Here is a 14619-nt window from a genome sequence, read left to right as displayed (position 1 = left end):
ACGGCCCCGCGCCCCTGACGAGGCGCCGTCGTGGCCGTCAGCCGGCGGGATCCGCCGGGTGCGGGGCCAGCAGGGGCAGCTGTGAAGCCAGCCGCGCCTCGCACAGTTCCACCAGGCGGTCGTAGCCGGCCTTGCCCATCAGTTCGGTCAGTTCCGGCCGGTAGGAGACGTACACCGGGTCACCCGCGCCGTGCGCGGAGGTCGCCGAGGTGCACCACCAGTGCAGGTCGTGGCCGCCCGGGCCCCAGCCCCTGCGGTCGTACTCGCCGATCGAGATCTGGAGGACGCGCGTGTCGTCGGGGCGGTCGATCCAGTCGTACGTGCGGCGGATCGGGAGCTGCCAGCAGACGTCCGGCTTGGTCTCCAGCGGCTCGCGGCCCTCCCGCAGCGCCAGGATGTGCAGCGAGCAGCCGGCGCCGCCCGCGAAGCCGGGCCGGTTCTGGAAGATGCACGAGCCGTTGAAGGGGCGGGTCTGGCGGGAGCCCTCGTCGTCCTCCGAGACCCAGCCGTTCCGCGTGCCCTCGTCGTGGTGCTGCCAGACCTCCGGAGTGAGCCGCGACACATGATCGGCGACCCGCTTCTCGTCGTCCTCGTCGGAGAAGTGCGCGCCCAGCGTGCAGCAGCCGTCGTCCGCGCGGCCCGCCTCGATGCCCTGGCAGCCGCTGCCGAAGATGCAGTTCCAGCGCGAGGTCAGCCAGGTCAGGTCGCAGCGGAAGACCTGCTCGTCGTCCGCCGGATCAGGGAATTCCACCCAGGCGCGCGCGAAGTCGAGGCCCTTCTCGTCCGCGGCCAGGGCCTTCTTCGACAGCGTCGACGCCTTGGCCGCCTTCGGTGGCTTCACCTGCGAAGAACCGTCGGCGGATTTGGCACCCTTGTGGTCCTTCGTCTTTTTCGTCTTTGGCACCCGTCCAGGGTAAGTCGCCGGAGGCGGCTCCGGGGACTGCTCAGGGCTCGCGGTCAGCAGTGTTCCGTAGAGTTCCGTACATGAGACTCGGTGTCCTCGACGTGGGATCTAACACGGTGCATCTGCTGGTGGTGGATGCGCACCCCGGCGCGCGCCCGCTTCCGGCGCATTCGCACAAGGCGGAGTTGCGCCTTGCCGAACTCCTCGACGGCAACGGGGCGATCGGCCCCGACGGGGTCGAGAAACTGGTCGCCGTCGTCAAGGACGCCCTGCAGGCCGCGGAGGACAAGGGCGTCGAGGACCTGCTGCCGTTCGCCACCTCCGCCGTGCGCGAGGCCAGCAACGCCGACGACGTCCTCGCGCGCGTGAAGGCCGAGACCGGTGTCGAGCTCCAGGTCCTCAGCGGCGCCGAGGAGGCCCGGCTGACCTTCCTCGCGGTCCGCCGCTGGTTCGGCTGGTCCGCCGGAAAGCTGCTGGTCCTGGACATCGGCGGCGGCTCCCTGGAGATCGCGTACGGCATCGACGAGGAGCCCGACACGGCCGTCTCGCTGCCGCTCGGCGCCGGCCGGCTCACCGCGGGCTGGCTCCCCGGCGACCCGCCCTCCTCCGAGGACATACGGGCGCTGCGCCGCCATGTACGCGCCGAGATCGCCCGTACGGTCGGCGAGTTCAGCCGCTTCGGCGCCCCCGACCACGTGGTCGCCACCTCCAAGACCTTCAAGCAGCTGGCCCGCATCGCCGGCGCGGCCCGTTCCGCCGACGGTCTGTACGTCCAGCGCGAACTCAAGCGGGGCTCCCTGGAGACCTGGGTCCCGAGGCTGGGGGCCATGACCACGGCCCAGCGCTCCGCACTCCCGGGGGTGTCGGAGGGGCGGTCGGGCCAGCTGGTGGCGGGTGCGCTGGTGGCGGAGGCCGCGATGGACCTCTTCGAGGTGGAGAACCTGGAGGTGTGTCCGTGGGCCCTGAGGGAAGGTGTGATCTTGCGGCGCCTTGATCACATGGGTTCCGCGTAAGCGACCCGGAAGGGGCGCGGGGCCGCATCCGATATGCGGCTCCGCACTCGCGAACTCACCGCGACCTCCGACGGCGAGTGGGCGCCCGGCCCCCCCACGCCCCGTACCCGCCGACGCGACCCTGGTCACAACGGCGAGTAGGCGCCCCCTGCCCACTCACCCCCACCCCGTAACCTGTCCCTCGTGGCAAACCCAAGGGACGTCGTCCGCATCCCGGATGCGAAGGTCGCGCTCTCCACGGCCTCTGTCTACCCGGAGTCGACGGCGATGGCCTTCGAGATCGCCGCGCGCCTCGGCTACGACGGCGTCGAGGTCATGGTGTGGACCGACCCGGTCAGCCAGGACATCGAGGCCCTGCGCCGGCTGAGCGACTACCACCGCATCCCGATCCTCGCCGTCCACGCGCCCTGTCTGCTGATCACCCAGCGGGTCTGGTCCACCGACCCCTGGGTGAAGCTCCAGCGGGCCCGGGCCGCCGCCGAGAAGCTGGGCGCGAGCACGGTCGTCGTGCACCCTCCGTTCCGCTGGCAGCGCCAGTACGCCCGCGACTTCGTCGAGGGGATCTGGCGCATGGCGAACGAGACGGACGTGCGGTTCGCGGTGGAGAACATGTACCCCTGGCGGTACCGCGACCGCGAGATGCTGGCGTACGCCCCGGACTGGGACGTCACCAAGGACGACTACCGGCACTTCACGATCGACCTCAGCCATGCCTCGACGTCCCGCGTCGACGCGCTCGCCATGCTCGACCGCATGGGCGGCCGGCTCGGCCATGTCCACCTCGCCGACGGCCGCGGCTCCGCCAAGGACGAGCACCTGGTGCCCGGCCGCGGCACCCAGCCCTGCGCCGAGCTGCTGGAGCGGCTCGCGGTCACCGGCTTCGACGGGCATGTCGTCATCGAGGTCAACACCCGGCGCGCGATGTCCGGCGCGGAGCGCGAGGCCGACCTCGCGGAAGCCCTGGCCTTCACCCGGCTGCACCTGGCCTCGGCGCTGAAGGTGCCCCGCCGATGACCGGCACCGAGGGCGGCGGCACCGAAGGCACCGGTATCGAGAGCGGCGGCACCGGCGTGCGTCGCCGCGGCCGCCCGCCGCGTACCGAGTCGGCCGACACCCGGGACCGTATCCTCGTCACCGCCCGCGAGGAGTTCTCCGAACACGGCTACGAGAAGACGTCCGTACGCGCCATCGCCAAGGCCGCCGGGGTCGACTCCGCCCTGGTCCACCACTACTTCGGCACCAAGGAACAGATCTTCGAGGCCGCCATCTCGGTCGCCTTCGCCCCCGCGCTCAACGCACCCGTCGCCATCGCCGACGGCCCGCTGGACGGCGTCGGCGAGCGTCTGACCCGGTTCATCTTCGGCATCTGGGAGAACCCCACCACCCGTACGCCCCTCCTCGCGATCCTCCGCTCCGCCGTCAACAACGACACGGCGGCCGCCGTCTTCCGCCGCCTGATCGCCGCCCAGCTGCTGCGCCGGGTCGCGGAGCAGTTGGACCTCCCCGACGCGGAGCTGCGCGCCGAACTGGCGGGGGCACAGCTGGTGGGCTGCGCGATGCTCCGCTACGTGATCAAGGTGGAGCCGCTGGCGTCCGCGGACCTGGAGCAGATCGTGACCAGGGTCGCCCCGGTGGTGCAGGGGCATCTGACCGGGCCGTGAGCCCCGGCCGTGCGAGACGCGCGTCCCGCATTCCGGACACCTCGTCCCGAGGCCTGAACATCGGGCGTACGCTCGTTAGCAGCCCTATCTGTCTGAAGGAGCGAGCGACGATGCCCGAGCTGAGGTCCCGCACAGTCACCCACGGTCGCAACATGGCGGGCGCCCGCGCCCTTATGCGCGCCTCCGGTGTACCCGGTGCGGACATCGGCCGCAAGCCGATCATCGCCGTCGCGAACTCGTTCACGGAGTTCGTGCCGGGCCACACCCACCTCCAGCCGGTCGGCCGGATCGTCTCCGAGGCGATCAAGGAGGCGGGCGGCATCCCGCGCGAGTTCAACACGATCGCCGTCGACGACGGCATCGCGATGGGCCACGGCGGCATGCTGTACTCCCTCCCGTCCCGCGACCTGATCGCGGACTCGGTCGAGTACATGGTCGAGGCGCACTGCGCCGACGCCCTGGTCTGCATCTCCAACTGCGACAAGATCACCCCGGGCATGCTCATGGCCGCCCTGCGCCTGAACATCCCGACGGTCTTCGTCTCCGGCGGCCCCATGGAGGCCGGCCGCGCCACCCTGGTCGACGGCACGGTCCGCACCCTCGACCTGATCGACGCGATGGTCGACGCGGCGAACGAGAACGTCTCGGACGAGGACGTCCTCAGGATCGAGGAGAACGCCTGTCCGACCTGCGGCTCCTGTTCCGGCATGTTCACCGCCAACTCGATGAACTGCCTGACGGAGGCGATCGGCCTCTCCCTCCCGGGCAACGGCTCGGTCCTGGCCACCCACACGGCCCGCAAGCAGCTCTACGTCGACGCGGCCCGCACGGTGATGGACCTCACCCGCCGCTACTACGAGCAGGACGACGAGACGGTCCTGCCGCTCAACATCGCGACCTTCGCCGCGTTCGAGAACGCGATGGCCCTGGACATCGCGATGGGCGGCTCCACCAACACGATCCTGCACCTGCTGGCCGCCGCCCAGGAGGCGGGCGTCACCTTCGGCCTCCCGGAGATCGACGCGGTCTCCCGCCGGGTGCCCTGCCTGGCCAAGGTCGCCCCGAACGTCGCCAAGACCCGCACTTACTACATGGAGGACGTGCACCGCGCCGGCGGCATCCCCGCCCTCCTCGGCGAGCTGCACCGCGGCGGCCTCCTCAACGAGGACGTCCACTCCGTCCACAGCCCCTCCCTCGCGGACTGGCTGAAGACCTGGGACGTGCGCGGCGGCTCCCCGTCCCCCGAGGCCGTCGAGCTGTGGCACGCGGCCCCCGGCTGCGTCCGCTCCGCCGAGGCGTTCTCGCAGTCCGAGCGCTGGGAGGCCCTGGACGAGGACGCGGCGGAAGGCTGCATCCGCGGCGTCGAGCACGCGTACTCCAAGGACGGCGGCCTCGCGGTCCTCAAGGGCAACCTCGCCGTCGACGGCTGCGTGGTGAAGACGGCCGGCGTCGACGAGTCCATCTGGACCTTCGAGGGCCCCGCGGTCGTCTGCGAGTCCCAGGAAGAGGCCGTGGAGAAGATCCTCAACAAGCAGGTGACGGACGGCGACGTCGTCGTCATCCGCTACGAGGGTCCCAAGGGCGGCCCCGGCATGCAGGAGATGCTCTACCCGACGTCCTTCCTCAAGGGCCGCGGCCTCGGCAAGAGCTGCGCGCTGATCACCGACGGACGCTTCTCCGGCGGCACCTCGGGCCTCTCCATCGGCCACGCCTCCCCGGAGGCGGCCTCCGGCGGCACCATCGCCCTCGTCGAGGACGGCGACCGCATCCGCATCGACATCCCGGGCCGCACGATCGAACTCCTCGTCGACGAGGCCGAGCTGTCCCGCCGCGAGCAGGCCCTCAACGGCGTGTACGCCCCGAAGAACCGCGACCGCAAGGTCTCGGCGGCCCTGCGCGCCTACGCCGCGATGGCCACCAGCGCCGACAAGGGCGCGGTGCGCGACGTGTCGAAGCTGGGCTGAGCCGCCGTAGCCATCGAAGGGGCCGCCTCCCGCACGGGGGCGGCCCCTTCACCTTCGCCTGTCATCCCCCGCCCGTCATCACCAGCCGCCGGGATCCCCCGCGTCCACGGCGAAGACGGTGCCGTCGGGGGCGGCGGCGTAGAGGTGGCCGTCGAGGATCAGCGGAGCCGGCAGGGCTGCCGTGATCTGGCCCGAGTTCGCGCCGAGGCGCGCCGGAGTCTGGCCCGTGAGGGTTCCCTTGCGGGCGTCGACGGCGAGCAGGCGTCCGTCGGGCGCCGTGAAGTAGACGTGCCGGTCGTCGGCCACGGGCGCCGAGCCCCGGGTCACCGACGTCTGGAGCGACCAGAGCCGCTTGCCGCTCCCGAAGTCGACGGCCTCCAGAGAGCCGCCGGCGGCCAGCAGATAGACGACGTCGCCGCGCACACCGGCACCCGGAGCCACCCGGGGAACGGGCAGCGCCACCCGACGGGTCGCCTTCGCGTCCGGCGTGTAGCGCACCACCGCGTCCGTCTCCCCGGAGGACGTGTCCACGGAGAGCAGGAACAGGGAACCGCCCGAACTGCCGACCGGCCTCAGGTCCCCCGCCAGCCGGGCTTCCCAGCGCTTGGCGCCCGTGGCCGGATCCAGCGCGGTGACCAGGGTGTCCGTCCCGTCGGCGGCGGTGCTGGTCACGTACGCCAACGGATCTCCGGTGAACGAGCTCAGGGACGGCGTGCCGCTGCCGGAGACAGGCAGGCTCCACTTGGTGTGGCCGGTCTTGCTGTCCACGCCGGTGATCACCCTGTCGGCCCCGACGAGCAGCACCGTACTGCCGGTGATCTCCGTCCCACGGTGTGCGGGCATGGTCTGCTTCCAGCGCGACGTACCCGAGGCGGGGTCCAGCGCCTCCACCTGCCGACCGCCGTCCGTCCGCAACAGCAGGAGCCCGCCGGACAGGAACGGTGAGCCGATCGCACGTTCGTCCGCGACCCTGTGCCGCCACAGCAGACGGCCGTCCGCCGGGGCGAGGGCGAAGGCCAGTCCCGACCGGAAGCACAGCAACTTGCCCGCACCGGCGACGCATTGAGGCATCTCCGAACCACCCTCGGCGACTGCCTCCGCCTGCCACGCCTGGAACGCGGTCGCGGAGCCGTGCACCGTGCCGCTCACCGGAGCCGGATCGCTGCCCCCGAGCCAGAGCGCCGAGGCGACCACACCACCCAGGACCAGCGCACCCGCCCCAGCGGCGACGACCATGCGCCGACGCGTCGCCTTCCGCGCCGTCTGGTCCGGAACGGCGGCAGCCGACTCCTCCTCCGACGGGTCGCCGTTCTCGTCACTCTCGTCGTCGACCCTGACCCGCTGCGCCGGTATGAACGCCTGCGTGTCGTACGACGCCGACAACGACCGCAGCCCACGCGTCAGTTCGTCGGGTGTAGGCCGGTCCTCGGGCTCCTTGGCGAGGCAGCGCAGCACCAGCGGAGCGAGCTCCTCCGGCACGCCGGTGAGGTCGGGCTCGTCATGTACGACCTGGTAGGCGACGACGTAGGGACTGTCGGAGTCGAACGGCCCCCGCCCGGTCGCCGCGTGCACCAGCACCGACCCGAGCGCGAAGATGTCGGCGGCAGGCCCCACTTCACGCGGCCGCCGGAACTGCTCCGGCGCCATGAACGGCGGCGTGCCGATCAACTTTCCGGTCTCGGTCCGCAGTTCGCTGTCTTTCGGCCGGGAAATACCGAAGTCGATGACCTTGGGCCCGTCCTCGGCGAGCAGCACATTGCTCGGCTTGAGATCCCGATGCACCACGCCGACCCTGTGAATGTCGCGCAGCGCCTCCGCCAGTCCGGCCATCAGCCGGCGCAACTGGGCAGGAGGCATCGGCCCGTTCCGTTTCACGTGCTCGGAGAGGGTCGGGCCGGGGATGAAGAGGGTGGCCATCCAGGGCCGATCGGCCTCGGGATCGGCGTCCACCACGGGTGCGGTGAAGGCGCCGCTGACCTTGCGCGCGGCGGCCACCTCCTGCCGGAAACGGCCCCTGAACTCACGGTCCTTGGCGTATTCCGCATGCACGACCTTCACCGCGAGCTTCAGCCCCGAGGTGCTGCGGGCCAGATGCACCACGCCCATGCCGCCGGACCCGAGGCATGACTCCAGGCGGTAGTGCCCGGCGTACTCGGGAAGTTCCGCTTCCGCGCCCGCTCCGGTGTTGCGCTGTGGCGTCAAGGGACCACCTCCGTGCTGTTTCCGCGGAGCGCGACGCACGGAGCCTAGTCGATGACTCGTACGAGACAGAGGCGGCTTGCTAGCCTCCGCGTGCGAGTTACGTACATGTGTTTCGTGGCTCGAATGCGGGGAATCAACGGGACTCCATGGCACTCATGGGTCCAGTGGGGGGAGCAGTACATGTCTGTCGATCACGCACAGGAAGCCGAGAGCAGCGGCGAGGAAGAGGCCGTCACGACGCTGGCGGCAACCGTGAAGACGTACGCGGTCGCCCCGGGTATCCGCCTCAACGTCCGCAGCGGCCCGGGCACCAGCTACGACATCACGCGGACCCTCCCCGAGGGCACCCGCGTCCCCATCTTCTGCCAGTCGCCCGGCACGACGGTGTCCGGCTACTACGGCACGTCCAAGATCTGGGACAACATCGACAACGGCGAATACGTCTCGGATGCCTACGTCAACACCGGCAGCGACGGCTACGTGGCCGACCGCTGCGCCTGACCCGGTCTCGCGATCCGGTCCCGCCGTCCGGGCTCGCGATCCGTTCTGCCTGATCCGGTCTTCGGATTCCGGAGGACTCGTATGACATCGCTCAGACGCAGATCCACCCTCTTGTTGGCGGCAGCCACCGGCAGCGCCTTCCTCATGCTCCTCGGCTCCGCCGCCACGGCGAACGCCGCCGCCAGTGTCCGCTACTACGACGTCGCCCCGGGCGTTCGACTGAACGTCCGCAGCGGCCCCGGCGCCAGCTACGACATCACCCGTGTCCTGCCCGAGGGCGCCAAGGTGCCGATCTACTGCCAGACACCGGGCTCCACCGTGTCCGGTTACTACGGCACCTCGAACATCTGGGACAACATCAGCAACGGCGAGTTCGTCTCGGATGCCTACGTCAACACCGGCAGCGACGGCTACGTGGCCGACCGCTGCGCCTGACCCCGTACACCAACCCCGACCCGGAGCCCGCGGCCCCCGGCGCCATAATCGTCCCGTGAGCGACGAACCAGGCACCCCGGACACCCCCGCGGGCTCCACCGGCGGACCCCGCCCCGAGCCCCTCCGCTTCTTCGGCACGACCTGGGTGAACCACGACGACGGCTACACCGCGCGCCGGATCGGCGTGGCCATCGGCTCGCTCGCCGCCGCCGTCGTCTCCTGCCTGGTCCTCCGCCTCGCCTACGAGGGCGTCCAGCTCGCCGACACCGGTGCCTTCGTGTCCGTCCTCGTCGTCGCGATGTTCGCCATCTGCAGCGCCCTGGCCTTCCGCAACACCTGGGAGTCCTTCGGCAAGCGCCCCGACCCCGAACGCCAGGCCTCCCTGCGAGGCCTCCTCGCCATCGGCTTCGTCGGCTCGCTCCTCGCCTACTTCTTCCGCTCCCTCACCGAGGCCCCCGGCGAGAAACTCCACCGAGCCGAGTACGACACCGCCGTCCAGCAGTACGAACACCGCACCACCCGCCGCTCGGGCAACCCGTCGAAGAAGAAGCGGAAGCGATGAGGCCGACAGGCAGGCCGCGCCGGTCGCGAAGGAGAAACGCAGGCGTTGTCGCCGACGCGCCGGTCGCACAGAAGCAGCGCAGGCACAGGGGCCGGACCGACTGCCGGCCGTAGGCAACAGGCACGGGCACCGAGGCCGCACATCGGCCGACCGTGACATCCGGCCACCCCTCGGAAATCTCTGTCGCCCCCGCCCCGCCCCCGGGACCATGGCCGCATGATCACAGGCCAGTCGCAGTCGCATCCTCAGAACCCGACCCCGACCCCGACCCCCGCTCCCTCCCACGCCGACCGCGCCCGCTCCTTCGACGCCGCCGCGGCCCAGTACGCCGAGAACCGCCCCTCCTACCCGCCCGCCCTTCTCGACGCCGTCGAGGAGGAGGCCGGCCGTTCCCTCACGGGCGCCCGGGTGGTCGACGTCGGCGCGGGCACCGGCATCGCGACCGCCCTGCTGCACGCGCGCGGCGCCGACGTGGTCGCGGTGGAGCCGGGGGAGGGCATGGCGGCGCAGTTCCACACCACCCTCCCCGGCGTCCCGATCGTCCGCGGCAACGGCAACGCCCTCCCGCTCGCCGCCGCCACCGCCGACTTCCTCACCTACGCCCAGGCCTGGCACTGGACCGACCCGGCCCGCTCCGTGCCGGAGGCGCTGCGTGTGCTGCGTCCCGGCGGGGCGCTGGCGCTGTGGTGGAACACCGACGCGCTCGACGTCGACTGGATCGCCGACTCCGCCGACCGCATCAGCCGGTTCTTCGGCATCGACGTCAGGGCGGAGCAGAGCAAGTCCGCCGACCGCACCGACCTCGCCGACCCCAGCGGCCGCCTCCGCTTCGCCCGCCGCGAGGTCCGCTGGAGCCGCCGCGTCCCGGTCGACACCCATCTCGCCAACATCGGCAGCCACTCGGCGTTCCTCGTCACTCCCGAGGACCGCCGTACCGCCTTCCTCGCAGAGGAACGCGCCCACCTCCTGAGGACCTTCCCCGACGGCATCGTCGAGGAGACGTACGACGTCCTCCTGCTCGTCGCCCTCAACACCTGAGCACCGGCAGACGCCGGCAAGCACCGGCCCGCGGCAGCGACTCGCCCGCGGGCCGGTGGGGGTTGCGCGCGCCCACGCGGCGGTAGCCGCAAATCAAACACAGCCCCGCGCCCCTGAAGGGGCGCTACAGTCGCGGGCGCCTTGTCAGCTGACGTAGCTGCGGGCAAGTCGTGCCTCCCCCAGCGTCTTGAGGGCCTCCCCTTGACGCCCCACCCCCTCCCGAGCATTATTCATCACATGGTGAATTATTCGCCGGAGCCGCCCCAGGCCCCCGGCAACTCCGCCCTGCCCCCCGCCGTCCAAGCCGCCGGACTCACCGCGGTCCGCGGCCCCCGTACCGTCCTCCGCGGCCTCGACTTCACCGTCCCGCGCGGTCAGATCACCGGCCTCCTCGGCCCCTCCGGATGCGGCAAGTCCACCCTGATGCGCTCCATCGTCGGCACCCAGGCCAAGGTCACCGGCACCCTGAACGTCCTCGGCCGCCCCGCCGGCCACCCCTCCCTCCGCACCCGCATCGGCTACGTCACCCAAGCCGCCTCCGTCTACGACGACCTGACCATCCGCCAGAACCTCGACTACTTCGGCTCGGTCCTCGACCCCACCCGCCCCACCCCCGACCGCCGCGCCGACGTCGACCGGGTCCTCGGCGAAGTCGACCTCACCAGCCACGCCGACGCCCTCGCCGGCAACCTCTCCGGCGGCCAGCGCAACCGCGTCTCCCTCGCCGTCGCCCTGCTCGGCAGCCCCGAACTCCTCGTCCTCGACGAACCCACCGTCGGCCTGGACCCCGTCCTGCGCCGCGACCTCTGGAACCTCTTCCACTCCATCGCCGCCACCCGCGACGCCACGCTCCTCATCTCCTCCCACGTCATGGACGAGGCCGAGCGCTGCCACCGCCTCCTCCTCATGCGCGAGGGCGAGATCCTCGCCGACGACACCCCCGAGGCCCTGCGCACCCGCACCGGCTCCGACACCGTCGAGGCCGCCTTCCTCCACCTCGTCGACGAAGCCGCCGCCAACTCCCGCACGAAGGAAACGGCACGATGACCACCCAGACCGCGACCACCACCGCCGACACCATCCCGGTCGGCGCCCTCAACCTCTCCCGCACCACCGCCACCGCCGCGCGCGTCCTGCGTCAGCTCCGCCACGACCCCCGCACCATCGCGCTGCTGATCCTCATCCCCTGCCTGATGCTGGTGCTGCTCCGCTACGTCTTCGACGGCAGCCCGCAGACCTTCGACAACATCGGCGCCTCACTCCTCGGCATCTTCCCGCTCATCACGATGTTCCTGGTGACCTCCATCGCCACCCTCCGCGAACGCACCTCCGGCACCCTCGAACGCCTCCTTGCCATGCCCCTCGGCAAAGCAGACCTCATCGCCGGCTACGCGCTCGCCTTCGGCATCCTCGCGATCATCCAGTCGGCCCTCGCCACCGGCCTGGCCGTCTGGCTCCTGGGCCTCGACGTCACCGGCTCCCCCTGGCTCCTGCTCCTGGTCGCCCTGCTCGACGCCCTGCTCGGTACGGCCCTCGGTCTCTTCGTCTCGGCCTTCGCGGCCTCGGAATTCCAGGCGGTCCAGTTCATGCCCGCGGTGATCTTCCCCCAGCTCCTCCTCTGCGGCCTGTTCACCCCCCGCTCCGAGATGCACCCCGCCCTCGAAGCCATCTCCGACGTCCTCCCCATGTCCTACGCCGTCGACGGCATGAACGAGGTCCTCCACCACACCGACATGACCGCCACCTTCGTCAGGGACGTCCTGATCGTCGCCGGCTGCGCGCTGCTGGTCCTGACCCTCGGAGCGGCCACCCTGCGGCGACGGACGGCCTAGCCACCACCGACGTCCACCACAGATGCCCACCGCCGAAGTCCGGCCAGCGGACAGACGACCGCCGCCCCGACCCCCGGTGCCAGACTGAACCGCATGAGTCAGAAAGTCGCAGTCCTCGGCACCGGCAAGATCGGCGAAGCCCTGCTCAGCGGAATGATCCGCGCCGGCTGGGCCCCCTCCGACCTCCTGGTCACCGCCCGCCGCCCCGAACGGGCCGAAGAACTCCGCACCCGCCACGGAGTCACCCCGGTCACCAACCCCGAGGCCGCGAAGACCGCCGACACCCTGATCCTCACGGTCAAGCCGCAGGACATGGGCGCGCTCCTCGACGAACTCGCCCCGCACATCCCCGCCGACCGCCTCATCATCAGCGGCGCCGCGGGCATCCCCACCTCCTTCTTCGAGGAACGCCTCGCCCCGGGCACCCCGGTCGTCCGTGTCATGACGAACACCCCCGCCCTCGTCGATGAGGCGATGTCCGTCATCTCCGCCGGCAGCCACGCCACCGCCGCCCACCTCGCCACCGCCGAGGAGATCTTCGGCGCCGTCGGCAAGACCCTCCAGGTCCCCGAGTCCCAGCAGGACGCCTGCACCGCCCTCTCCGGCTCGGGCCCGGCGTACTTCTTCTACCTGGTCGAGGCCATGACCGACGCCGGCATCCTGCTGGGCCTGCCCCGCGACAAGGCCCACGACCTCATCGTCCAGTCCGCGATCGGCGCCGCCGTGATGCTCCGCGACAGCGGCGAACACCCCGTCAAGCTCCGCGAGAACGTCACCTCGCCCGCCGGCACCACCATCAACGCCATTCGCGAACTGGAGAACCACGGCGTCCGCGCCGCCCTCATCGCCGCCCTCGAAGCCGCCCGCGACCGCAGCCGCGAACTCGCCTCCGGCAAGAAGGACTGAGGCCCGCGGGCCTACCGCGCCACGTGCAACGCGGGCTCGGCCGTCACCGCTCCTGTGCCCGAGCCCGAGCCCGAGCCCGAGAAGGCGCCGGGCGGCAACAGCCCGATCGCCCGGTAGGCCGTATCGACGATCGGCCGGGCGATCGCCCGAGCCTTCTCCGCCCCATGCCGCAGCACCCCCTCCACATATCCCGGATCGGCACACAACTCCTTGTGCCTGGCCTGCACGGGCCTGAGCGTCTCCAGCACCGCCTCCGCGGTGGCCTGCTTCAGAGCGCCGTACGAATCGTGAACGGTTGCCAGTGACTCAGGGTTCCCATCCGTGCACGCAGCGAGAATCTCCAGCAGATTCGCGACCCCGGGCGACTCCTCCCGGTCGTACACGACCTCCCGCCCGCTGTCGGTCACGGCCCGCATGACCTTCTTCCGGATCACGTCCGGCTCATCGAGCAGATAGACGATCCCGGGTCCGGAGTCGTCGCTCTTCCCCATCTTCGACGTCGGGTCCTGCAGATTCATCACCCGTGCCGCCACCGCCGGCACGGTCGCCTTCGGCACCACGAACGTGTGCCCGTACCGCTGGTTGAACCGCACCGCCAGATCCCGCGTCAGCTCCACGTGCTGCGCCTGATCGTCCCCGACCGGCACCTCGTCCGCCCCGTACGCCAGGATGTCCGCCGCCATCAGCGCCGGATACGTCAGCAAGGACAGCCGCACCCCCCGTCCACGCGCCCCCTCGCTCGCGACCTTCTCCTTGTACTGGATCATCCGTCGCATCTCACCGTCGGTCGCCACGCACTCCATGACGTACGACAACCGGGTGTGCTCGTCGACATGGCTCTGCACGAAGACGGTGCACAACTCCGGATCCAGCCCCGCCGCCAGCAGCAGCGTCGCCGCCTGCCGGGTGAGCCTGCGCAGCCGGGCCGGATCGTGGTCCACGGTCATCCCGTGCAGATCGACGACGCAGAACAGGGCGTCGGCCTGGTGCTGGTCCACGGCGGCCCACTGCCGCATCGCTCCCAGGTAGTTCCCCAGTGTCAGGTGCCCGGTCGGCTTGATCCCGCTGAAGACCCGTGTCATTCCCTCTCCACCTCCTGGTCGAGGTCGCAGTCCCCGGCGGCCGACCCTCAGAGGTTCTGGAGGGAGATACGCGAACGGCCGCCGAAGCGGCGGCCGTTGAATACGTACGTGAGCGCGGCCGCCGTCAGGCGGGCCACCACTGCTGGGTACACGTACGCGTAGTCATGCCGCCCACCATACGCCCCGGGGGTGCCGTCCCGCCGCGAGTTGACACGCCCCAACCGGGTACGTAGTGTTCTCCGAGTTGTCCGACGTGAGCGCCGACCCCGGTCGGTCCCCGGACAGCCATTCCGCAAGTACCAACCAGCAATCGGCGACATGTCGTCGGAGGCTTTGACGTGCGTATTTGCGTAATGAGGAATCCACGTTCGAAAGGACGCGGCGCCGATTAGCTCGGAGGCCGGGAATCCGCTAAAGTCTCACTCGTCGGAACGGCCCAGCGGCCGCGAAGACAACTCCCGCTGACTGGGAATCAGACGCCGAAAGGATCTGATAGAGTCGGAACCGCCGGAAAGGGAA

Annotated in this window: 14 protein-coding genes; 11 read left to right on the top strand and 3 right to left on the bottom strand. The window is 70.8% G+C overall.

All coding sequences use genetic code 11. The annotated features are described in order from the left end of the window. Nucleotides 1-37: 37 nt before the first annotated feature. Nucleotides 38-904 (bottom strand): hypothetical protein, encoded by an 867-nt coding sequence (locus tag KVT45_RS48965; RefSeq protein WP_217559570.1) that lies wholly within the window; start codon nt 902-904, stop codon nt 38-40. An 80-nt stretch (nt 905-984) separates the two neighbouring features. Between KVT45_RS48965 and KVT45_RS48960 the strand changes: the two genes are divergently transcribed. The 4 genes from KVT45_RS48960 to ilvD all read left to right on the top strand — a co-directional run bounded on the left by KVT45_RS48960 (nt 985) and on the right by ilvD (nt 5542). After that, a complete protein-coding gene (locus tag KVT45_RS48960) occupies nt 985-1917 on the top strand; it encodes a Ppx/GppA phosphatase family protein (protein WP_217559568.1) in 933 nt (310 codons plus the stop codon). 183 nt (nt 1918-2100) lie between these two features. After that, nucleotides 2101-2931, top strand: a complete 831-nt coding sequence (locus KVT45_RS48955; RefSeq protein WP_217559566.1) for a sugar phosphate isomerase/epimerase — start codon at nt 2101-2103, stop codon at nt 2929-2931. Beyond that, the gene (locus tag KVT45_RS48950) at nt 2928-3578 is read left to right on the top strand and encodes a TetR/AcrR family transcriptional regulator (RefSeq protein WP_217559564.1); all 651 of its coding nucleotides are present in this window, start codon (nt 2928-2930) and stop codon (nt 3576-3578) included. Before KVT45_RS48955 ends, KVT45_RS48950 begins: the two co-directional genes overlap by 4 nt. 110 nt (nt 3579-3688) lie before the next feature. Continuing rightward, nucleotides 3689-5542: a dihydroxy-acid dehydratase gene (gene ilvD, locus KVT45_RS48945; protein WP_217559562.1), complete on the top strand. Its 1854-nt coding sequence runs from the start codon at nt 3689-3691 to the stop codon at nt 5540-5542. A 78-nt stretch (nt 5543-5620) separates the two neighbouring features. Here the strand turns inward: ilvD and KVT45_RS48940 are convergent, their stop codons facing one another. Next, a complete protein-coding gene (locus tag KVT45_RS48940; protein WP_217559560.1) occupies nt 5621-7744 on the bottom strand; it encodes a serine/threonine-protein kinase in 2124 nt (707 codons plus the stop codon). Nucleotides 7745-7924: 180 nt separating this feature from the next. Between KVT45_RS48940 and KVT45_RS48935 the strand changes: the two genes are divergently transcribed. The 7 genes from KVT45_RS48935 to proC all read left to right on the top strand — a co-directional run bounded on the left by KVT45_RS48935 (nt 7925) and on the right by proC (nt 13018). Then, nucleotides 7925-8245 carry an SH3 domain-containing protein gene (locus tag KVT45_RS48935; RefSeq protein ID WP_217559545.1) on the top strand — a complete coding sequence of 107 codons (321 nt, stop codon included), beginning with the start codon at nt 7925-7927 and terminating at the stop codon, nt 8243-8245. 81 nt (nt 8246-8326) lie between these two features. After that, nucleotides 8327-8680, top strand: a complete 354-nt coding sequence (locus tag KVT45_RS48930) for an SH3 domain-containing protein (RefSeq protein ID WP_254648470.1) — start codon at nt 8327-8329, stop codon at nt 8678-8680. A 55-nt stretch (nt 8681-8735) separates the two neighbouring features. Then, complete coding sequence (locus KVT45_RS48925) at nt 8736-9242, top strand: EamA/RhaT family transporter (RefSeq protein WP_217559543.1); 507 nt, start codon at nt 8736-8738, stop codon at nt 9240-9242. 216 nt (nt 9243-9458) lie between these two features. Continuing rightward, on the top strand, nt 9459-10280 hold the full coding sequence (locus KVT45_RS48920) for a class I SAM-dependent methyltransferase (protein WP_217559541.1): 822 nt from the start codon (nt 9459-9461) through the stop codon (nt 10278-10280). Nucleotides 10281-10517: 237 nt separating this feature from the next. Beyond that, complete coding sequence (locus KVT45_RS48915; protein ID WP_217559539.1) at nt 10518-11327, top strand: ABC transporter ATP-binding protein; 810 nt, start codon at nt 10518-10520, stop codon at nt 11325-11327. Then, a complete protein-coding gene (locus KVT45_RS48910; RefSeq protein WP_217559537.1) occupies nt 11324-12112 on the top strand; it encodes an ABC transporter permease in 789 nt (262 codons plus the stop codon). Before KVT45_RS48915 ends, KVT45_RS48910 begins: the two co-directional genes overlap by 4 nt. Nucleotides 12113-12205: 93 nt before the next feature. Beyond that, a complete protein-coding gene (gene proC / locus KVT45_RS48905) occupies nt 12206-13018 on the top strand; it encodes a pyrroline-5-carboxylate reductase (protein WP_217559529.1) in 813 nt (270 codons plus the stop codon). Nucleotides 13019-13029: 11 nt separating this feature from the next. Here proC and trpS read toward each other — a convergent pair whose 3' ends face one another. Next, nucleotides 13030-14100: a tryptophan--tRNA ligase gene (trpS, locus tag KVT45_RS48900; protein WP_217559521.1), complete on the bottom strand. Its 1071-nt coding sequence runs from the start codon at nt 14098-14100 to the stop codon at nt 13030-13032. Nucleotides 14101-14619 lie beyond the last annotated feature (519 nt).

It is taken from the genome of Streptomyces sp. GbtcB6 (genome assembly GCF_019091475.1).
In the GTDB taxonomy this organism is placed as follows: Bacteria; Actinomycetota; Actinomycetes; order Streptomycetales; family Streptomycetaceae; genus Streptomyces; species Streptomyces hyaluromycini.
The sequence above is the reverse complement of the archived record's forward strand: the minus strand, read 5'-3'. Positions and strand labels throughout refer to the sequence as shown.